The organism is Absicoccus sp. (assembly GCF_034090965.1).
Lineage (GTDB): Bacteria > Bacillota_I > Bacilli_A > Erysipelotrichales > Erysipelotrichaceae > Absicoccus > Absicoccus intestinalis.
This window is the reverse complement of sequence record NZ_JAXDRQ010000001.1, coordinates 13,756-34,020: the sequence shown is the minus strand read 5'-3', so window position 1 is coordinate 34,020 and position 20,265 is coordinate 13,756. Positions and strand designations below refer to the sequence as shown.

19 protein-coding genes are annotated in these 20,265 nt (G+C 38.9%); 12 read left to right on the top strand and 7 right to left on the bottom strand.

Going from position 1 to position 20,265, the window contains the following annotated elements; translation table 11 throughout:
* Positions 1–4: 4 nt before the first annotated feature.
* The gene (locus tag SOS22_RS00170) at positions 5–544 is read right to left on the bottom strand and encodes a DUF5662 family protein (protein WP_320326472.1); all 540 of its coding nucleotides are present in this window, start codon (positions 542–544) and stop codon (positions 5–7) included.
* A 116-nt stretch (positions 545–660) separates the two neighbouring features.
* Here SOS22_RS00170 and rpmE point away from each other — a divergent pair, with 116 nt between their 5' ends.
* The 7 genes from rpmE to SOS22_RS00135 all read left to right on the top strand — a co-directional run bounded on the left by rpmE (position 661) and on the right by SOS22_RS00135 (position 6,453).
* Entirely contained in the window at positions 661–870 is a 210-nt protein-coding gene (gene rpmE, locus SOS22_RS00165) for a 50S ribosomal protein L31 (protein WP_128520443.1), read from the top strand.
* A 73-nt stretch (positions 871–943) separates the two neighbouring features.
* Complete coding sequence (locus SOS22_RS00160) at positions 944–2,110, top strand: helicase-related protein (protein ID WP_320326473.1); 1,167 nt, start codon at positions 944–946, stop codon at positions 2,108–2,110.
* Positions 2,047–2,691 carry a hypothetical protein gene (locus tag SOS22_RS00155; protein ID WP_320595957.1) on the top strand — a complete coding sequence of 215 codons (645 nt, stop codon included), beginning with the start codon at positions 2,047–2,049 and terminating at the stop codon, positions 2,689–2,691. Before SOS22_RS00160 ends, SOS22_RS00155 begins: the two co-directional genes overlap by 64 nt.
* A gap of 27 nt (positions 2,692–2,718) precedes the next feature.
* A complete protein-coding gene (locus SOS22_RS00150) occupies positions 2,719–3,978 on the top strand; it encodes a hypothetical protein (RefSeq protein ID WP_320326475.1) in 1,260 nt (419 codons plus the stop codon).
* A gap of 91 nt (positions 3,979–4,069) precedes the next feature.
* Positions 4,070–5,134: an NTP transferase domain-containing protein gene (locus tag SOS22_RS00145; protein WP_320326476.1), complete on the top strand. Its 1,065-nt coding sequence runs from the start codon at positions 4,070–4,072 to the stop codon at positions 5,132–5,134.
* A 13-nt stretch (positions 5,135–5,147) separates the two neighbouring features.
* Entirely contained in the window at positions 5,148–6,107 is a 960-nt protein-coding gene (locus tag SOS22_RS00140; RefSeq protein ID WP_320326477.1) for a ribose-phosphate diphosphokinase, read from the top strand.
* Complete coding sequence (locus tag SOS22_RS00135) at positions 6,100–6,453, top strand: Spx/MgsR family RNA polymerase-binding regulatory protein (RefSeq protein WP_320326478.1); 354 nt, start codon at positions 6,100–6,102, stop codon at positions 6,451–6,453. Before SOS22_RS00140 ends, SOS22_RS00135 begins: the two co-directional genes overlap by 8 nt.
* Here the strand turns inward: SOS22_RS00135 and SOS22_RS00130 are convergent.
* Positions 6,445–7,191 carry a TatD family hydrolase gene (locus SOS22_RS00130; RefSeq protein ID WP_320326479.1) on the bottom strand — a complete coding sequence of 249 codons (747 nt, stop codon included), beginning with the start codon at positions 7,189–7,191 and terminating at the stop codon, positions 6,445–6,447. The two genes, SOS22_RS00135 and SOS22_RS00130, sit on opposite strands and share 9 nt — an antisense overlap.
* A 1-nt stretch (position 7,192) precedes the next feature.
* A complete protein-coding gene (locus SOS22_RS00125; RefSeq protein ID WP_320326480.1) occupies positions 7,193–8,575 on the bottom strand; it encodes a glucosaminidase domain-containing protein in 1,383 nt (460 codons plus the stop codon).
* Between the two features lie 82 nt (positions 8,576–8,657).
* Between SOS22_RS00125 and prfA the strand changes: the two genes are divergently transcribed.
* Genes prfA through SOS22_RS00105 form a run of 4 tightly spaced genes read left to right on the top strand, consistent with a single transcriptional unit; the run spans position 8,658 to position 11,839 of the window.
* Positions 8,658–9,737, top strand: coding sequence for a peptide chain release factor 1 (gene prfA, locus SOS22_RS00120; protein ID WP_320326481.1), 1,080 nt, complete (start codon positions 8,658–8,660; stop codon positions 9,735–9,737).
* On the top strand, positions 9,734–10,579 hold the full coding sequence (gene prmC / locus SOS22_RS00115; RefSeq protein ID WP_320595956.1) for a peptide chain release factor N(5)-glutamine methyltransferase: 846 nt from the start codon (positions 9,734–9,736) through the stop codon (positions 10,577–10,579). The genes prfA and prmC overlap by 4 nt, the downstream gene beginning before the upstream one ends.
* A 14-nt stretch (positions 10,580–10,593) precedes the next feature.
* Entirely contained in the window at positions 10,594–11,463 is an 870-nt protein-coding gene (locus tag SOS22_RS00110; protein WP_320595955.1) for a methionyl aminopeptidase, read from the top strand.
* Between the two features lie 58 nt (positions 11,464–11,521).
* A complete protein-coding gene (locus SOS22_RS00105; protein WP_320326484.1) occupies positions 11,522–11,839 on the top strand; it encodes a hypothetical protein in 318 nt (105 codons plus the stop codon).
* Here SOS22_RS00105 and SOS22_RS00100 read toward each other — a convergent pair whose 3' ends face one another.
* The gene (locus SOS22_RS00100; RefSeq protein WP_320326485.1) at positions 11,840–12,637 is read right to left on the bottom strand and encodes an HAD-IIB family hydrolase; all 798 of its coding nucleotides are present in this window, start codon (positions 12,635–12,637) and stop codon (positions 11,840–11,842) included.
* 38 nt (positions 12,638–12,675) lie between these two features.
* On the opposite strand from SOS22_RS00100, the gene SOS22_RS00095 reads away from it, so the two are divergent.
* Positions 12,676–13,359 (top strand): cytidylate kinase-like family protein, encoded by a 684-nt coding sequence (locus SOS22_RS00095; RefSeq protein ID WP_320595954.1) that lies wholly within the window; start codon positions 12,676–12,678, stop codon positions 13,357–13,359.
* 35 nt (positions 13,360–13,394) lie between these two features.
* Here SOS22_RS00095 and SOS22_RS00090 read toward each other — a convergent pair whose 3' ends face one another.
* The 3 genes from SOS22_RS00090 to SOS22_RS00080 are packed head-to-tail and all read right to left on the bottom strand — an operon-like array spanning position 13,395 to position 20,264.
* Entirely contained in the window at positions 13,395–14,723 is a 1,329-nt protein-coding gene (locus SOS22_RS00090; protein WP_320595953.1) for an NCS2 family permease, read from the bottom strand.
* Between the two features lie 55 nt (positions 14,724–14,778).
* Entirely contained in the window at positions 14,779–17,811 is a 3,033-nt protein-coding gene (locus tag SOS22_RS00085; RefSeq protein WP_320595952.1) for a UvrD-helicase domain-containing protein, read from the bottom strand.
* A 2-nt stretch (positions 17,812–17,813) separates the two neighbouring features.
* Complete coding sequence (locus SOS22_RS00080; RefSeq protein ID WP_320595951.1) at positions 17,814–20,264, bottom strand: PD-(D/E)XK nuclease family protein; 2,451 nt, start codon at positions 20,262–20,264, stop codon at positions 17,814–17,816.
* Position 20,265: the final 1 nt, after the last annotated feature.

Genomic DNA, 20,265 nt, shown 5'->3' with positions numbered 1-20,265 from the left:
CGGATCAAATATCAAATTTGAATCCGCTTTTCTTATGCGCAACAATATAAGCAATGGTTGCATCCAATCCATGATCGGCAAGATAGGTCAATAAATGAATGATCAAACGATCTGTTTCTTCATGGATCAAGATGCGGTTTCGACCTTGGATATAGTAGTCTAGGGCACTACGATCCGTATAGGCATTACCTTGATAGATCATACTGGCGGCTACCCGATCACAAAACATCTCCACTACATAATTTTCTGGCATCTTACAAGCATAGAGACCATTTGCACCGACATCGATCCAATATTCCCAATGATGTTTATTGCGCCCCTTGTGATGCAACCAACCTAAAGAATACCCTTTTTCTTCTTTTTCAGCATCGATGGGCGAACGAAATCCTTGATAATAATGAAAGCCTGTTTTGAGTTCAATGTACGAATATTTGCTTAAATCATGTAGAATACCTTGTTTATAGAGATGACATCGAAAACAAAGTTGAGTGACCTTGATCTTATGTCGATTGATCGTTCTTAAATGACCGAATACTTTATTCATGGATTCAGTATACAACGAACAAGGAATTTGTGCTTGAATTTTTCATAGGGCATTGATATAATCAACGTGCCTTACTTTAAACACGCAGGAGGTTTAAGGCGGAAGGAGGAACGAACATGAAAAAAGGAATTCATCCAAATTACCATAAGGTTAAATGTGTATGTACATCTTGTGGTGCAGAATTTGAAACGGGATCAACGATCAAAGGAGACGTATTGCGAGTAGATACTTGCTCGAATTGTCATCCATTCTATACAGGTCGTCAACGTTTTGCGGCTGCCCAAGGACGTATCGAGAAATTTAATAAGAAATATGGTTTAAAATAGATAGTGGAACCCCCCCTATCCCAAAAGGTCAATGAAAATTGACCTTTTTTTGTGCCTTTTCGTATTAGAGTATATGAAATGTTACCGATGTAAAAATACAGATCCAAAATATTTTGTACTCGATCATGGGGTGTACTATTGTCGAAAATGTATTGCCTTTTCGCGTTTAGAAGCAGATACGCCCCTTGCCCCTGTTACGTTACATACTTTTTTCTATACCGGTACGTATCATTTGAAATATGAACTGACACCGGCTCAAAAAAAAGCATCCTCGCAAGTATTGACTTATTTATGTGCTGGAAAAGATGTATTTCTTTATGCGGCAACAGGTGCAGGTAAAACCGAAATTACGTTTGAATCGATTCGTTATTATTTATCTTGTGGGAAAAAGGTAGGTTTTGCGATCAGTCGAAGGCAAGTTGTATTGGAAATTCGACAGCGTTTGGAAGAAGCTTTTGCCAATCTTCATGTGATTGCGGTTTGCCAAGGATATACAACCATTACCGATGGAGACATCATTGTTTGTACGATGCATCAACTCTATCGCTATTATCAAGCCTTTGATCTATTGATCATGGATGAAGTGGATGCTTTTCCTTATGTTGGCAATGCCGTTTTAGAAGCCATCGCAGATGGTGCGTGTAAAGGACAAAAGCTTTTATTGAGTGCAACCCCCGATGAAAAGAGCTTAAAACAAATCGCCATGCATAAAATGGAACAGATCACTTTGTTTGAGCGTCCGCATAAACATCCATTGATCATACCAAAGGTCATAGAAAGACCGATAGGGATCCAATGGATCCTTGTGGTGTATTATTGTTTCAAATGGCAACCAAAACAAATTTTATTATTTGTACCCACCAAACAAATTGCCTTTTTCTTTTATCTCTTTCTATCTCCTATCTTCTCTTGTTCCTATGTGTATTCGTCAAAAACGGATAAAGATGAAATCATGCAGGCTTTTCGGGAAGGAAAATTTCAAGTTTTGATTTGCACCACGCTATTAGAACGAGGGATTACTGTACCCCGTGTACAAGTTATTGTGTATCGTGCAGATCATATTGTCTTTACGAGTGCAAGTCTGATCCAAATCTTTGGACGAGTAGGCCGCAGTTTTCAAGATCCTACCGGAAAGGGACTTTGTTTATGTCGATCTTCAACCAAATCTATCAAAGAATGTATCAAACAACTATCCCAGATGAACCAGTTTGCCAAGTCTGTCAAAGACCCATCGAATTGAATCGGCAATTTATGGATATTCCATGTCTATGTCAAAGTTGTGCGCAAGCGATGCAGAAAGTAAAGAAAGTATATAAGATCGATGGCATCCATTGGTACGTATTGTATGTCTATACGGATTTTTTAGAGCGATTATGGTTTCAATTGAAAGAACAAAAAGATATTGTCTTAGCCTCCCTTTTTTTAGCGGATGAAGATGTGGATTTACGATCTTATTGTGTATGTGCGATGCCAAGCAGTGAACAAAAACGGCTGAATCGTGGTTTTGAACCCATTTTGGAAGTGTTTCGAAATACGAGCATAGATGTATATTCTCCCTTGTATAAAACGGCCAACATCAAACAATCCAATCAACCCAAAGCAAAACGACAAGAGATTCAAGATGTCCTACAATTAAAAAGTTGTTACTGGATGCCCAATAAACCGATTTTGTTGGTAGATGATGTTTGCACAACAGGAGCCACATTATCTAAAGCTTGCACTTTACTTTCGACTTCTAAAGTGTTTATAATATCGGCACATCCTTTATGGATGGCTTCACAACAACCAAACGAGGTGGCAAATGCACCTTGGATTTGGTAAAATACTTGGTAAAAAGGGGAGACAAGCATGACAAGACGTGATGAAATTTCCGATTTGTTGGATTCCATTGAAAATGATGATACGTTAGAGCGGAAAATGCATGCATTTAAAGCAAAGAAAGACAAGATTTCTCGTGTAGAACGTAGCCAACAAGAGGAAATCAATGAAAAACCAAAAAAGATGGAATCTACAGCAGATACAGTCGTCATACCGCCAGTACATGTCCAAAAAGGGGAAACGGACAGTCGTCATTTAGCGGAAACAAAAGTCATTCAACCGACATCTGCTGGTGGGAAAACAACTGTTTTTGATCCGGAAAAAATTGAACAAGTAAAACCAGAAACGAATGATACGGTCGTCATTGATGATCAAAAGATCCAAACGATCATGCGTCAACAAACGGCTCAAAATACGTCGGGTCTAAAATTAGAAAGAAAAGTCGTAACATCGAATAAAAAACCAAAAAAGGCAATCAATCATAAAAAACAAGATAAGAAGATCATTGGGATCATTGCGGCTTTGGTTGGTGTTTTGGTCATTGTTGGTTGTGTCAATTTAGCGACTACGGGTTCGATTTTTGGTTTACTTCAACAAACTTCAGAACAAACGCAAACGCATACGTCGGGATATCAAAGATTATTGAATTGGGTCAAAGGATATGGTGATCTAAGTAGTAGTGAAAAATTAGATATCACAACTTATGAAAATATCTATGATAAATTGACCAGTTCCGAAAAGAAAACGATTGATGGTATTTTGGAAAAAGCAACGGGAAAAGATTTTAATACTTTGTTGAAATCGGCGAAAGCAAAGAAAAAGAGTAGTTCGAAAAATAACAATGTGAAATCAGCGGAACAAAAAGCAAAATTGCGTTCTCAAATTTCACAGTTACAATCGCAATTGAGCCAAGCTCAATCGGATCTGGATGATGCGACATCAAAAATAAAAGATACGCAATCGGATATGAGTGATGTTCAAACGAAAATCAGTTCGTATCAAGCCAAGATCAAACAATATCAAACCGAAGTGACCAATCTGCAACAAGAAATTGCCAATGCCGGGGAAGGGGAAGATACCTCTTCTTTAGAAACACAATTAACGGAAGCACAAAAGAAACTCAGTGATGCACAGACTTCAAGTGAATATACCGATCTACAAACACAATATACAAGTCTACAAAATGATTTGGCAACGTATCAAAGTAATCAAGCAACGGCTCAAGCGACCGTGGATTCTTTAAATTCACAAATCAGTGCTTTGCAGCAACAATTAAATGCACTAGACTAAGTCTTTCTTAGAAAGGCTAGTCTTTTTTAATTTGCTTGAATGACGATTATTGTATAGAATGTATGATGTATGAAAGTTAGGTGGTAAGGATATGCGCAATGCCATTATATTGGCAGCTGGCAAAGGAACACGAATGAGATCATCCCAATCGAAGGTGATGCATTCCATTATCGATCGACCGATGCTAGCCTATATTATTGATGCATTACGTGCCGTTCAGGTAAAACGAATTGTGGTGGTGGTAGGCTATCAAGCACAAACGATTGAAGCGGCTTTCAACGATGTGGAATTTGCTTTACAAGAACCTCAATTAGGAACTGGACATGCCGTCATGCAATGTCAGCAATTAGCGAATGAAACAGGCGATACGATCATCATCAATGGAGATGGACCATGTATCCAACCGGAAACATTGGAAAAATTGTTCCAAGCCAATGAAACGGCTTCGGCTACTTTATGTACCGCAGTCTTAGAAGATGCAGGTGCTTATGGTCGAATTGTACGTGATCGATCCAATCATGTGATTGGTATCGTTGAAGCAAAGGATTGCGATTCGGAACAATTGAAGATCAAAGAAATCAATGCTGGGATTTATTGTTTTAAAAACCAAGATTTATTTGCTTCCTTAGATCAATTAAAGCCAAACAATGCACAACATGAATATTATTTGACCGATTTGATATCGATCTTATCCCATCAAGGAAAAACAGTGAATGGGTTGGTCATTGAAAATCGTGAAGAAGTGATGGGTATCAACGACTGCAAGGAATTGTATCGTGCCTATACGTGGATGACCAATCATATCAATTCATATTGGTTGGCTCAGGGTGTACAGATCATTGACCCAAAACGTACAATGATAGGTAAAGATGTAAAGATAGGTCACGATGTGATCATCTATCCAGATGTAGAAATTACGGGACAGACAACAATTGGAAATCATGTCCTTATTCGTTCCCATTCACGAATCGTTGATACAACGATCCAAGATGGTGTAACTGTCGATACCAGTATCATTACCTCTTCACAAATTGATCAAAATGCCAAAATTGGCCCTATGACAACGATCACCAATTGTCAAGTTGATCAGGATTGTCGATTACATAGTTTTGGACGATTTGAGAATGAACACATCACAAAGGGACAAGAAAAATAGGAAGGAAACATTCATGGAAAACACAGTTGTATTCGCATTATCATCAAGCAAACAATTAGCTTCAGAAATTTGTCAGGAATTAAACTTACCACTTGGAAATATTAGTATCAATCATTTTGCTGATAAAGAAATTTTAGTGACACCAAAAGAATCCATTCGTGGAAAACACGTTTATCTTGTTCAAAGTACTAATGATCCAGTCAATGATAACTTAATGGAATTATTGATTGCGATCGATGCTTGTAAACGTGCCAGTGCGAAAACGATCAATGCCATCATTCCATATTACGGATATGCACGACAAGATCGTAAAGCAGCACCTCGTCAACCAATCAGTGCCAAATTGGTTGCATCCTTATTGGAACGTGCCGGTGCAGATCGTGTGGTTACGATTGATCTCCATGCTACACAAATTCAAGGTTTCTTTGATATTCCAGCCGATGATATTGCTGCGAATCGATTGATTGGTGAATATTTTGAATCACGAAAAGATCTGAGTGATCTAGTTGTGGTATCACCGGATCATGGCGGTGCTGTACGTGCTCGTAAATTAGCTGAAGTTCTTCATGCGCCAATCGCAATTATTGATAAACGTCGTCCCAAACCAAATGTGGCTGTTGCCATGAATTTAATTGGTGATGTAAAAGGCAAGGTTGCGATCATCATTGATGATATGGTCGATACAGGTGGAACCATTGCTTCAGGTGTCCAAATGTTAAAAGATCACGGGGCAACCAAAGTCTTTGTGACTTGTTCCCATGCCATCTTATCTGGACCGGCTGTCGAACGTTTGCGTGCAACTGGACTGGAAGAGTTTGTATGTACCAATACCATTGATCAAACAGAACACCAAAAAGCATTCCCAGAAATGAAAGTTTTATCCGTTGCTCCATTATTAGCTCGCTTAGTCAGTGCGGTAGAAAATAACACGTCACTGTCCGATGCTTTGAATAAGCCTTTCATGCATGACTAAGATTACTTTTATTGGCTATCCAAAGTGTTCAACTTGTAAAAAAGCCTATCAGACCTTAGAAGAACTAGGCATCCACGCGCAATATCGCGACATCACAAAAGAAAATCCAACCGTTGATGAGATCAAGAGTTGGATCGATCGTGGAGTGAGCCTGAAACAACTATTCAATACAAGTGGCCAACTCTATCGTCAGTTGGATGTCAAAACGAAAAGAAAAACCTATAGTGATGATCAATTGATTGAATTATTGGCCAGTGATGGTATGTTGGTCAAACGTCCCATCGTGATCAGTGAAGATAGGATCATTGTTGGGAATAAACCTGATGCGTATGCCACTTTAAAATAAAGAATCAAAATTTTTTTGGATCTGTGAACAAACAATGTCTTCATCGAGTTGTTTCAATTCACCGATCTTTTTTTCTACATATTTGACATACATAGGTTCATTTTGGCGACCACGAAACGGTTCGGGACACATATATGGACAATCCGTTTCACTTAATAAACGATCCAAAGGACAAGCTATCGCTACTTTTTTCGCTTTCTTGGCATTCTTAAAGGTCACCGGCCCTCCTAAAGAAATAAAACTATTCATTTGTAAGCATTCCTTCATCGTTTCCACCGAACCAGAAAAACAATGAAAAATGATCTTTGTTTGGGCATAGGTGCGTAAAATGTCTAAACAATCTTTGGTAGCATCACGCATATGGATCGAAATCGGCAAGTGCGCATCATTTGCTATCTGAATCTGACGAATAAAGATTCGCTTTTGATCCTCAATAAAAGAGGTATCCCAATGATAATCCAGACCAATTTCACCAACACAATCGATTTGATGATTGGAAATAGCTTGTTCCAGTTTTTGAAAATGAAGCTCTGTGATGTCTTTCGCATCATCGCAAAACCATCCCCAAGCAATTTTAAATTTTTTATGTTGCGCCTTTATAGGCAAAGCACGTAAGAACTCTTCTTCTGAAGTACACATGATCATGGCTCTGGATACGTCTTTCATATTTTCCAATACTTCATCGATTCTTTCATATAAATCATCACAAGTAATATGGCAATGACTATCTGTATACATATTAATCTCCTTCTATATAGGCGCTATCGTTTTGATAGGTACCATTTATATTGATCGCCCCATTTTTAATGGGCACTTCCGAAGCAATTTGGGTCCATCCATGCGCTTGTTTTTTGATAATGACACTCATGATCGTTTTCTTGGAATAGGTATATAAAACATGTCCATTAGGCTTATCATATACGGAAATGTCTTGGGTACAGATCCAAGTGGATGGCTTGTTTTTGATGTTCGGTTCGAGTTGATAATAAATCGAAGCAGCTTTTTCTCCCCAATATGGATCGGACGCATATTGCACATTGATCCCCGTGCTCTTATCCCCAAACCAAGAACCATGATAACGAGAATCTTTTGGATTGGCATATCCCTTTTGGATAAAATCAACATCATGGACTTGAATACAATCGGCAATACTTGCATAGGTGGTTGCAGCATTGGGATTCGAATCATAGGCAGCATGACCAAACAAATTATTGGTTGATTTGGCAATGGCACTTTGACCATATGCACTTTCATTACAAGCCAGGGCAAAAACCATTGCTGCATTGATTCCATATTTCTTTTGTGCGGATAAAAATGTTTCACCTTGATCATACAACAAGGAGTGGGTCCGTTGTTTTTTTTCTAAAAAAGCATTAAAATCAGTAGCCGATAAAGAAGTCATCGATCGATGGGGCATAAATTGGTAAGGGTTGTAGTATGCTTTTGTATTGATGGCATGATCATGGCTTTCCAGCTGCATATCGTCGGACAATTCATCAAAGGAATCATAAAACCAATGTCCATCATAGGAATAATACATGGTATTTTCTTGGAGCCCATCAGGTTTTGGACCAATCGCATACGTAACCGATTGGGAATCGGTCACGCTTAAAGAAATGGTATGATGGAGTGAATTGCCTTGGATCGTATAATATGAGCCATGCACTTGATTGGAATAGGGATATAAGACCACATCTTTACGATCAAACCAAGCACGCACACCACTGATCATACATAAGATCTTTGAACCATCTGAATTGGCTCCTAAATAAAGGGCATCGGCACCATATTGTCCATTGATATATCCCTTTTCATCGGTACCATCGATCGTGTACGATGTATTTTCCGTGATGGCCTTGGTATGAAGATTGACCAATCCCTCTTTTAACGCAAGGATATTTCCTTGTTCATCCATGATGCACAAGTTTCTGTCATTACTCGTGGCCAAAGCATTTTTCGCTAACCAAAAATGATGATACGTATCTTGGATTTGAAGGTTGCCATTTTGATAAGAAACCAACTGATAGGTACCTGACTCGGTGAATTTGAAACCGAGAAAGATCCCTACCATTATCGCAAAACAAAGGACCAAAATGATTTGAGAACGTTGTATTTTTCGCATATATATATTTTATCAAAAATGAATAAGAGTGTCATTTATAGGGCAATCATGATATATTATTAGGGTTGAGAGGATGAATCATATGGCAAAAATGGAAGACCGTTTAGACGGTATGGTAAAGCGTTATAACGAAATCAATGAAATGATGATGGACAATAAAATTGTCTCTGATCGAAAGACAATGGCAAAGCTAGGCCGTGAACAACGTGAATTGACGCCTATTGTGGAAACATATCAAGAATATAAGAAAACCAAAGAAGATTTGGCTGAAGCCAAAGAATTAGCGAAAGAAGACGATAAAGAAATTCGCGAAATGGCACAAATGGAAGTAGAAGAATTAGAACCAAAAATCCAAGAGTACTTGGATCAATTGGAAAAATTATTAGTGCCAAAAGATCCGAATGATTCGCATAACTGTATCATCGAAATTCGTGGTGCTGCCGGTGGCGATGAAGGAAACATCTTTGCGGGTGACTTGTATCGTATGTATGTCAAATATTGTGAACAAAAAGGATGGCGTACCGAAGTCATTGAATCGGAACCCAGTGAAGCAGGTGGCTATAGTTTGATCTCTTTTAAAGTCAATGGGGATGGTGCCTATGGAACCTTAAAGTTTGAAAGTGGTAGTCATCGGGTTCAACGTGTCCCAAAGACCGAATCTCAAGGACGTATTCATACATCGACAGCCACGGTTTTATGTATGCCAGAAATTGAAGAAGAAGACTTCGAAATCGATATGAACGATCTCGAAATCGATACGATGCGATCGAGTGGGGCTGGTGGTCAGCACATCAATAAGACGGATTCAGCCGTTCGTATCCTTCATAAACCAACAGGTATCGTTGTGAAATGTCAAGATGGACGATCCCAACATGAAAACCGTGCTACCGCATTGATGACCATTCGTGCTCGTGTATACGAAGCGCATCAACGCGAACTCGAAGAAAAGAACGATAAGGTTCGTATGTCAAAAATTGGTACGGGAGATCGAGCAGAAAAAATTCGTACTTATAACTATCCACAAAATCGAGTGACCGATCATCGCATTGGTTATACCGTCAATCAATTGGATCGTATCATGGATGGTCGTTTAGAAGATTTGATGCAAGCTTTAGCAGCAGCTGATCAACAAGCAAAAATAGCAGGAGAAAAAGGCGAATGACATTTCATTCTTTGATCCATGAAGGAAAAGAACGCTTATATAAAGCGGGGCAAGGGGAGCAAGCCGCCATGCTTTATATGCTCGAGTTGTGTCAAAATGCACATATTGACTTATATAGTCAGATGGATGAAGAAATTCCTGAAGAGATCCAAACCGATTATTTGGAAGGTATTCATTTGATGGAACAAGGCGAACCATTAAGCTATGTCCTTGGCTATGAATGTTTTTATGGCTATAACTTTAAAGTCAATGAAGATGTATTGATTCCACGACCTGAAACGGAAGAATTGGTCGCTCTTGTGCTCCAACTCTTTGATACGCATTTTGGCGATCAAGAGCAGGTCCAAGTATTCGATGTCGCAACCGGATCGGGTGCGATTGGCATCACATTAAACTTAGAAGAACCCAAGATGAATGTGATCGCATCGGATATTTCCAAAAAGGCATTGGTTGTCGCAAAAGAAAATAACGATACCTTAGGGGCACATGTGAACTTTATTTGTGGCAATATGTTAGATCCCTTTATTGAACGAAATCTATCCTGTGATATCTTGGTTTGTAATCCACCATATATTCCCAATGAAGAAAAAATGGAAAAAAGTGTTATCAACTATGAACCACACGTTGCCTTATTTGGTGGGGAAGATGGCTTAAAATTTTATCGCGATGTATTTGAAAAAGCCCATCAAGTATTAAAGGAACATGCTTTTTTAGCTTTTGAGATGGGATGGAATCAAGGCCCAGCCTTATCGGCCTTGGCAAGAGAATATTTTCCGGATGCAAAAATCACGATTCATAAAGATATGAGCCAAAAAGATCGTATGTTTACAATTGAAAGATAGAAAGAAGCGATGATATGAAAATGAATAAAAATGCACCTTGTTGGTGTGGATCTCATAAAAAATATAAGAACTGTCATGAAAAATGGGACGATACCATCAATGTATTACGTCTACAAGGACAAATTGTCCCCGAACATCGATTGATCAAAAATGCCGAAGACATCCATTGGATCAAAAAAGCCGCTGTGATCAACAATGGCATTTTGGATGAATTAGAACAACGCATTCAACCAGGTATCACAACATTAGAAATCGATCAATTTGTGTATGATTATACGACGCAGCATGGAGGCATTCCTGCGGATCTTGGCTATGAAGGTTTCCCCAATAGCGTTTGTACCTCGGTGAATAATGAAATTTGTCATGGTATCCCAAGTGATAAAGTCGTTTTAAAAGAAGGGGATATCGTGAATGTGGATTGTACGACCATTTTCCATGATCATTATGCCGATGCTTCCCGTATGTATATGGTCGGTAAGGTTTCAGATGAAGCCAAACGCTTGGTGGAAGTCACCAAAGAATGTTTAGAAGTTGGAAAGGCCGCCGTTCGACCTTGGGGACATGTTGGTGATATTGGCGCGGCCATTCAAGAACACGCCCATAAAAATGGCTATACCGTTGTACGCGAATTCTGCGGACATGGCGTGGGAAATGGCTTTCATGAAGATCCATATATTACCCATTTTGGCATCAAAAATACCGGTATGGTCTTAGCACCAGGTATGGTCTTTACGATTGAGCCAATGATCAACCAAGGAAAAGCCACCTTGTTTGTAGATAAGAAAAATGGCTGGACGGCTTATACAAGCGATGGCAAATTAAGTGCACAATGGGAAAACACCTTGTTGGTCACCGATCATGGAATTGAAGTCTTAGCTTGGTAAAAACTTGAAATTTCTTAAATGTTTGACTAAGATATAACATAAGAAAGGAATGTGAAGTATGGCAACAAAGAAGACAAAGTGGACGCAAGAGCAATATGCCCAACGACTACAAGAAATGAAACAAGAAGCACACGATAAAATGTGGCTATATATTGAAATTAATGCCAAAGAGTTCAACGATGAAAGTGAACCAAAGGTAAAAAATTTGACACCTTGCTGCAAAGCGATGTTAGATGCCATGTTAGAAGGCGATAGTTTCATTGTTGAACCAAAGATACGTACAAAAATTGCGGGTACATTGACCGTTCGCTATTATGTGGATAATCTGGATCCATCGCGCAGAAAATATGCGGATGTACAAGCAGAACAAGCATAATTATATCAAATCAAAATATTTAAATGCATGATACAGACCATGTTTACGAATATCTTTTGTGACATAGTCTGCTTTTTTTTGGATTTCTGGTTTGGCATTGCCCATCGCAATGGCTATATCTGCTGCTTCAAACATGGTTAGATCATTTTCACTATCACCAAACGCAATCGTTCGATAGGCATTTCCGTAATAGTTTTTGACATCCTGAATAGCCGTTCCTTTATTGTGATGAATATTGGTGATCTCGCCCGTATCGAGACCAAACATCGTTAATTCACAATTGGGGGTGAGCGCTTGTTGAATGATGGATACACTTACTGCATGAGGGTTGCATAGATACAATTTTGTGAATTGAGCATAATCTTCTTCACGAACTTGGTCGATGCTTGGCATGGCTAAAAAACGTTGGATGGCTTGTGCTTGTGGATGAACTTGGATCCGTTGTAAAAAAATTGCCTTATTGATGGCATCCAAATAGGTTTTTTCCGAACCTTCCAAAGATACACCCACATGATGATTCAATAAAAATTGTGTCATCGACTTCGCATCTTTTGGTTGTAAGGGATCAAAGATCAAGGTTTTGTCGCCAATATAGATTTCACTGCCGGCCGAGAAACAATAGCCATCTAATTTTAATGGCAATAAGGGTACAATAGCTTCGCCTTTGGTACGACCGGTATTCACAAAAATCTTATGGCCATTGTGTTTGGCTTGAAAAATAGCACTCGATGCAGAAAGGGGAATTTGTTCATTGAGCCATAAAGTGGCATCTAAATCTAAAAATATGATGTTTTTCATGGTTGAATTATATCATACATGAATTATAAAATAAGAATATGAATGATAAACATGTAATGATCACCATTTCTCGACAATTTGGAACCAATGGTCGAGAAATCGGACGCGTATTAGCTGAATATCTAGATATTGGATACTACAATAAAGAATTGATGGCACAAATTGCGAACGATATGAAGATCGATCCTTCCTTTTTTGAAGAGAACAATTTGAATGATGCAGGATTCTTTCGTCTATCCAAACGTACATTTACATTATCGACCATGGCAGAAATTTCGGTCAATTCGGAATTGTATGAAAAATCTTGTGAATTGATCCAAGGCATTGCACAAAGAGAATCAGCCGTTATTGTTGGTCGATGTGCGGATTATATTTTAAGAGACCATCCCAATGTGATTCGTGTCTTCTGTTACAGTGATCGGGATACCCGAATCAAAGTGGCCATGAATGCCTATGGCGTTCCTTTTAAGAAAGTGGATAAATTTGTGGATCTGCAAGATCAAAAGCGATCTGGATTTTATGAATTTTATACCAATCAAAAATGGGGACAACCGGCCAATTATGATTTGATGATCAATACCTCAACGGTATCTTTAGAAGAAGCCGTAAAGTTGTTGGCCCATTGGTATGACCATAAAATGGGTGTGGAATCCATCAAGGGAGCTTTTATGGATCAATATTTAAATGAGAAAAAAGTAGATTTATCGGAAGAAAGTGCATAAAAAAAGCGGCTTGGAAATTTTCCAAGCCGTTTCTTTTACATAAAGTTTGGTGTGGCAAAATAGATGACAAAGATTACTAATAATACCCAAACGGTTGGATGAACTTCTTTGGCCTTACCACATGCAACCATAGCCACGGTATAAGAAATGAATCCCATCGCAATACCGTTGGAAATCGAATACGATAAGATCATAAACAGAATCGTGATAAATCCAGCACAAGTAAAGATGATGTTATCCCAATCGATACCACCTAATTGACTTGCCATCAAGATACCAACGACAACCAAAGCGGGTGCAGTGACCGCATTGGTGACAGCACTTAAGATAATGGGGGAAATAAAGATAGATAATAAGAATAGTACTCCTGTGGTACAAGCTGTAAGTCCCGTACGACCACCAACACCAACACCAGAAGTCGATTCCACAAAACTTGTGATCGTCGAAGTACCAAAAACGGCACCTAAACAAGTACCAAATGCATCGGTAAACAAAGCTTTTTCGGCATCAATCAATTCACCATCTGGAGTCACTAGACCTACTTCGTTTCCGACGGAAATCAAGGTTCCAGCAGTATCAAAGAAATCCACAAATAAGAAGGAGAAGATGATCACAAAAGCCGATAATGGATTTTTGAATAATTCTCCAAAACCACTAAAACAAGCCCCGAATGTACTCATTTCAAAAGTTGTAGTAAAAGCATGATCCGGTAAAGATGGCATCCCTTTAATACCCATGGCACCTAAGATGATGCCAATAATAGCGGTAATGACCATACCCACAAAAACACCGGCTGGTACTTTTTTGGCAACAAGCGCAATAGTGATGATGATACCAAATAAAGCTAATAGGACGGTTGGTTCACTAAAGTTGCCTAAAGCTACATAAGTTGATTGATTGGCTACGATGATACCAGCATTTTTTAAACCAACAAAGGCCACAAAGAAACCAATACCAGCACCAATCGCAAATTTTAACTGCATGGGAATGGCATCAATGATCTTTTTACGAATTCCTGTAACCGAAATCACAAGGAAGATCACACCAGAAATCAAGACAGCTGCTAAAGCCGCTTGCCATGAATATCCCATAGCACCACAAATCGTATACGCAAATAAGGCATTGACACCCATACCAGCCGATAACGCAACAGGATAGTTTGCCAATAAACCCATGATCAAGGTTGTGATACCAGAAGCAAGAGCCGTTGCTAAGAAGACCGCATTGATATCCATGCCTGCATCATGCAAGATAGCCGGATTGACCCCAAGAATATATGCCATTGCCAAGAAAGTCGTTAGACCAGCAAGAATCTCAGTTTTGACATTCGTATTCTTTTCACTCAATTTGAAAAGTTTTTTCATAAATTTCTCTCCTTTATACCGGTATATTGTATTATAAAGGGAATCTTTACGCAAATTAGATTGGAAGCATTCTCCCTAAATGAAACGAATAAATATACGTTTGGATGGGTTTAGAAGGATCAAGGATCGTCATCGCTTTTTTATAGGTTTCCAATTGTTTGTGGTATTTTTCAATTAATTCGTCAGCCGTAGCTGTATCGGTCTTATAATCCACAATGATCAATTGATCTTCTTCCCATACGACCAAGTCCATGAAACCATTGATGATCTGGTTGTTATCTTTGACGATATAGCTGCATTCAAACTCATGTTTTTTTTGCATCCATTGTTGATAGAGCTTGTTCGCATTGATCGTTTGTAGTTGTTGGATATCCGTAGGCGATAAAGTATATCCATACTTTTTGGCAACTTGAACCATATCCTTAGTTTGATAAGGAAATGGACACTGCATGATCTCATGAAATAACGTACCACGTAGGGTATTTTGTTTCGGAACCAATTCCAGGGGTTGCCAAGCCAATACGCGTTTGGTTTGTGAAGCCGTACGACTTTGAATAGGCGTAGAAGACTTCGTATATGTTTTCCATGTTCTTGGTCGGGAGACAGGATCTTTTTTTTCTGGACGGACCCATAAATTGCACTTGGTAAAGACAATTGGTGAATGGACATCTTCAAAATAGGTATGGAATAGCCATCCTGTATAACTCTGATCTTGAAGCAGGACACTACTTGTGAGCGGTCCCGAAAAGGAGGTTGTCTCTTTGATGTGATCGACAAAAATCAATTCTTGTTGGGCGCGGGTGGTCGCAACATAGAAAACACGCATTTCTTCTTGAAGAGATTCTTGTTTTTGTTTCGTTTTTATGGCCAGATAGGATCTTGTCACTTTTTTGGTCTGGCCATCTTGACCAAAACATGCCACACCCAAATCGGCATCCATCAAAAAAGCAGGACTGATTGAATGATTCGAACCATGTTTGGACAAAATATAAACGACCGGAAATTGAAGTCCTTTGGATGCATGCATGGTCTTGATCTGGACGACATCATCTTGTTTGGAAAACGCACTAGCTGGTCCTACACGATCGTTTTTTTGATCTTTTTGGATGGATTCGATAAAGGTCGAAAGCGTTTCAAATTCACAAGACTTTTCTAATAATGCATCTAAATTGGTCTTTTCTAACGAGGTTGTATGTTTCATATAGAAATCATGAAATTGATAAATAGCTTGTAGCCATTCCGTTGGGGTATCATGCGATTGTGTATATAATGACAACCAATCCTGCATAAAGGCTTGATCTTTGATATGTAGAAAGATACTTTCATTTCTACCTTTATCATGGCAACTTGTTGCCAATTGTTCACAAGTCACACAGCCAATGGGACTCAATAAAGAAGCTGTCAAGGAAATATCGTCCATCGGATCATAGATAGCGGATAAGGTCGCAAGCACAATTTGAATGGCAGCCACCTGATAGAAACCCGATTTTAAATTGGTATAAACCGGAATATCATAGGTTTCCAACACATTTTTGATTTCTTCTTGTGGATCATTATCACGTGTAAGGATACAAATATCGCGATAAGGACGTCCTTTTTCGTGCTGTTTTAAAATATCGTGGGCCAAGATATCCAATCGATTTTGTGTATAAGCCTGTTTATTTTCACTATCTTCTTCGTTTGTGGTATATAGAAAACGAATCGGATATTGGGTGTTTTCCACTTGATAAGATGCGCCAGGATGCGCAATATCTGCCTGTTCAAATTGATTGCCTAGTAACGGCCCATTCATGATCTTTTCATAAAAATCATTATTGAAAGCAATGATATTGGCATTGGAACGAAAATTCTGATCCATAATGATCAAGGTATCCTCTTTTGCTTTCATATGACTCTTCATAATTTCTGGACGAGCTTGACGGAATCCATAAATGGATTGTTTGACATCCCCTACGCGGAAGACATTATTTCCACGTTCGATCAAATGAATGATGCTTTCTTGCAGATCATTGGTATCTTGAAATTCATCCACTAAGATCATGTCATATTGTTTACAGACTTCTTCTTGGATCAAGGGATTTTCTAATAGCTGATGCGCAAACGTTTCCATATCTGAAAAGTCAATGATCTCCAATTGCTTTTTGATCTTGGCATATTCTTGTTGCGTAGCCTGTGCCAGATCACAAAACTCTAAAACAACAGCTTGGGTATCGAGATCATACGAATCAAATAAATATTGTGCAATGGCTTTTTCATGAAAAACCAGTGCTTTTTTATAGCGATCAAATTCATCTTTTGAAGTATGGGTCATTTTCTTTGAATAACGAAAATACCCATATTTCGCAAAATAAGCTAAAAAATGAGAACGCATGGATTCATAATCCATAGGCAATAAAGCGGCCAACGCTTCTTTCTTTTCTATTAAGCGATCATCACAATCTAAAGCAGAATCACATATTTCGATCATCGCCTGGATATGTTGATGAAAATAGGTCATGAACCACGATTCAATCTGTGGTTTCATGCGATTTTCTTTGATATCCGTAAACCATTGGATCGGATCTGGCTTGGCCCAAGCCATCGATATGGCTGTGTCCAATGCTTTTTGAAGATCGTTATCTTTGATATGCATGGCCCAAATATAGTCATTCAAATGCGGCATGGACAGTGTTTCTTTGGCCTGTTGGAACGCTTGATCGAAGGCATGTTTTTTTTGGGCATCACTCGCAATCGAATTGGCCATTTTTAACGAAATGGGAATTTGATAATAATAATTTTGAACGAGGGATAAACAAAAACTATCGATCGTACAAATTTGGGCGGTTTCTAATAAAGCCAATTGATCACGAATATAAGCCGTCTGTTCTTGTTTTAATAATTCCTGACGGAGACGTTCTTTCATTTCACTGGCTGCATCATTGGTAAAAGTCATGGCCAAGATATGATTGATAGAAATATGATCTTTTGTGACCAATTGACACAAACGCTCAACCAACACACTGGTTTTTCCACTTCCTGCACTGGCTGAAACGAGAATATCGGATCCACGCAATTGGATGGCTTGTTGTTGCGCTTTCGTAAATGGCATACTTACTCCTCCTTGATGCGATCGGGTTTTTCCACGATCTGTGAAGATGTCCGACAAATCGAACGATACGGACAATAGGTGCAAGCTTCTTTGGAGGCCTCTGGCGCAATGGTTCCTGAACGAATATCTTGCACGATCGAGGTGATGATTTCTTCCCACATGGTCTTGATGTCCACAAAAGAAGGAATTTTGGTTTTACATTGAAACCAATGGGAATCATCATATAAAGTTAGATCTTGTTGATCAAAGACCCAACCTTGGATCCTTCCTTTTTTGAAATATTCCTCTTGGGCCGATGACAAAGAAGAAAGATCATAATTGTCTTTTTTTCGTTGATAATTAAGCTTGACACCTACTTGCGTTTCCATGGGCGATGTGAGTGAAACATAAAAGATCCCAATGGGTACTTGATGCGTTTCTGCTTCTCTTTCGATCGCATAGGTTGGCAATTGTAAAGAAAGACCTTTCGTAAAGTTTTTCATGGTGATTTCTTTTTGAGTGGTTTTATAGTCAAAGATCACAAAGGCGCCTTTGGTTCCATCGACGCGATCAATAAAGCCATGGATCGCATAGGTATCGGTATCCAAATAAAATTCATGTTCGATTTCTTGTGGCTCCATATGCCATTGTTCTTCAAAAGGTCGTAATCGTTGTAGTAAATTGTGAAGTTGCCACTTGACTTCATTTTTTTGGTTTTGGATCCAATGTTGTTTGGCAGGGAAATGTTTTGTGATCCATTCGAATTGATCGTCCACAAGAGCATCTAGATCTTGATGAATGTAGTCTTTTCCATAGGTACGAATGGCTTCTTCTAATATTTTATGAAGCAAAGAACCACGAACCCGGATATCTGTCCAATCTTTGGCCTCTTTTACATACAAACCATATTGTAAAAAGTAACGAAAAGGACAATTCACAAAAGTCTCAAAACTCGATACCGAACCACGTACTTTCCCATTTTTGACAAATAAAGTTTCCGCCATTGTTTTCGATAACGTGTGGACGGGTCTTTCAAAATGACTGGGTTCCAACACATCGATAAACGTGGCCGTTCCTAACCAGTCATTGATTTCGACACTGGGCTCATACGCCTTCGATTGATAGTCTGTTTGAGGATAGGAAATATACAAGATGTCCGGTTGATCCAATCCTTTTCGTATCCTTTCTTTTTGGGTATCCAATCGATACGCTAGACTTGGCCAATTGGTTTTTGATACATAATCTTCATTAAAAATGCCACTTTCTTGACGCAAAGCTGGAAATGTCTTACTGTGCACATTTAGGAAGAATGTGATTTTTCGTAACGGACTGATATCTTGTCGAGGTCCAATCCAAACACCTTCTAAAGAAGTGGACTTTTGATCATTTCCTACATTTTGAATGGCATGATACAAAATATCCAGATCATCGATGGTGTGGATCTTGTCATAAGAGGTAAGGATCAATTCTTGGATGGCATTGAAAATATTGATGTTTTCTTGCGTAGGTGCATGCAACGATTGAATCAAGGTAGCCATTTTTTCGAAGTCATGTATCGAAAAATGGAGGTCATGGTCTTGTTCAAATTGTTGGGCTTTGGCTTTTACATGTTGATAATGGGCATAGGTATACGGATCGACAAATTCATTGGCTTCATAAAGATCCTCTCCTTGGTATCCCAATGCATACCAATCCAATACGTCTTTTTCTTTCGGAAAACAAACTTGGATCAAATGACACAAGGTATTCCTATCTTGGTGTTTGGCATGATCCAGACAAGCCAGCCATTGAGCTGGAATCAAAGAAGGATTGGACACTTTGGATAACGTATAAGGAAGCTGATACGTTTCTAACATTTGGATCAGAACGGCTTGATCTTTTGCGTCGTTTACCGCAATATATACATCATTGGCATCATACTTTTGATGAATGATTTCTTCGCAGATCCATTGTGCTTGTTTCCGACTGGTTGCCATGGTCACATAATGGGTTTCTGGTTGATCTTGTGATTCGATCCATTGTGCGCCATGATCCAATAGCACATCGATCCAATAGAAATCCGGATATTCTCTACGAAGAATGTACACATTGTGCAATTGTGGGATTTCAATGGTGGGAAAATGGATATCTTGACAGCGTTGAATGATTTCAAAAAGAGCTTTTTCTTTGGATGTTTCACAAGGAAAGGTATCTACCCCATACCAATGTGCTTGTTGGAGGAATTGAAACACTTGTTTTAAAAATTCAGGATCCTTTCGACTCGCATAAAAAGGATTGCTCGAGTCTAGTTCTTGAAGGTGTTCTTTGATTTGATAGATATATTCAATATCGGTTGGTTGCGGCTCACGCAAAAAGGATCGTACAAAGGTTTGTAGACTTAAGACTTGTAGGCCGATGTGATTTCCAATTTGTGCATACAAAGCCAAATGCATGGAGGCAGGGGCGATGATGGTTCCTTTTTCAGGGAAGTGCATG

Coding starts and splice junctions, on each gene's coding strand:
- SOS22_RS00150 (WP_320326475.1), top strand. CDS start 2,719: ATGACAAGACGTGATGAAATTTCCGATTTGTTGGATTCCATTGAAAAT.
- rpmE (WP_128520443.1), top strand. CDS start 661: ATGAAAAAAGGAATTCATCCAAATTACCATAAGGTTAAATGTGTATGT.
- SOS22_RS00080 (WP_320595951.1), bottom strand. CDS start 20,264: ATGCACTTCCCTGAAAAAGGAACCATCATCGCCCCTGCCTCCATGCAT.
- SOS22_RS00145 (WP_320326476.1), top strand. CDS start 4,070: ATGCGCAATGCCATTATATTGGCAGCTGGCAAAGGAACACGAATGAGA.
- SOS22_RS00160 (WP_320326473.1), top strand. CDS start 944: ATGAAATGTTACCGATGTAAAAATACAGATCCAAAATATTTTGTACTC.
- SOS22_RS00105 (WP_320326484.1), top strand. CDS start 11,522: ATGGCAACAAAGAAGACAAAGTGGACGCAAGAGCAATATGCCCAACGA.
- SOS22_RS00155 (WP_320595957.1), top strand. CDS start 2,047: ATGTATCAAACAACTATCCCAGATGAACCAGTTTGCCAAGTCTGTCAA.
- SOS22_RS00110 (WP_320595955.1), top strand. CDS start 10,594: ATGAAAATGAATAAAAATGCACCTTGTTGGTGTGGATCTCATAAAAAA.
- SOS22_RS00100 (WP_320326485.1), bottom strand. CDS start 12,637: ATGAAAAACATCATATTTTTAGATTTAGATGCCACTTTATGGCTCAAT.
- SOS22_RS00135 (WP_320326478.1), top strand. CDS start 6,100: ATGACTAAGATTACTTTTATTGGCTATCCAAAGTGTTCAACTTGTAAA.
- SOS22_RS00090 (WP_320595953.1), bottom strand. CDS start 14,723: ATGAAAAAACTTTTCAAATTGAGTGAAAAGAATACGAATGTCAAAACT.
- SOS22_RS00140 (WP_320326477.1), top strand. CDS start 5,148: ATGGAAAACACAGTTGTATTCGCATTATCATCAAGCAAACAATTAGCT.
- SOS22_RS00125 (WP_320326480.1), bottom strand. CDS start 8,575: ATGCGAAAAATACAACGTTCTCAAATCATTTTGGTCCTTTGTTTTGCG.
- SOS22_RS00130 (WP_320326479.1), bottom strand. CDS start 7,191: ATGTATACAGATAGTCATTGCCATATTACTTGTGATGATTTATATGAA.
- SOS22_RS00170 (WP_320326472.1), bottom strand. CDS start 544: ATGAATAAAGTATTCGGTCATTTAAGAACGATCAATCGACATAAGATC.
- SOS22_RS00095 (WP_320595954.1), top strand. CDS start 12,676: ATGAATGATAAACATGTAATGATCACCATTTCTCGACAATTTGGAACC.
- SOS22_RS00085 (WP_320595952.1), bottom strand. CDS start 17,811: ATGCCATTTACGAAAGCGCAACAACAAGCCATCCAATTGCGTGGATCC.
- prmC (WP_320595956.1), top strand. CDS start 9,734: ATGACATTTCATTCTTTGATCCATGAAGGAAAAGAACGCTTATATAAA.
- prfA (WP_320326481.1), top strand. CDS start 8,658: ATGGCAAAAATGGAAGACCGTTTAGACGGTATGGTAAAGCGTTATAAC.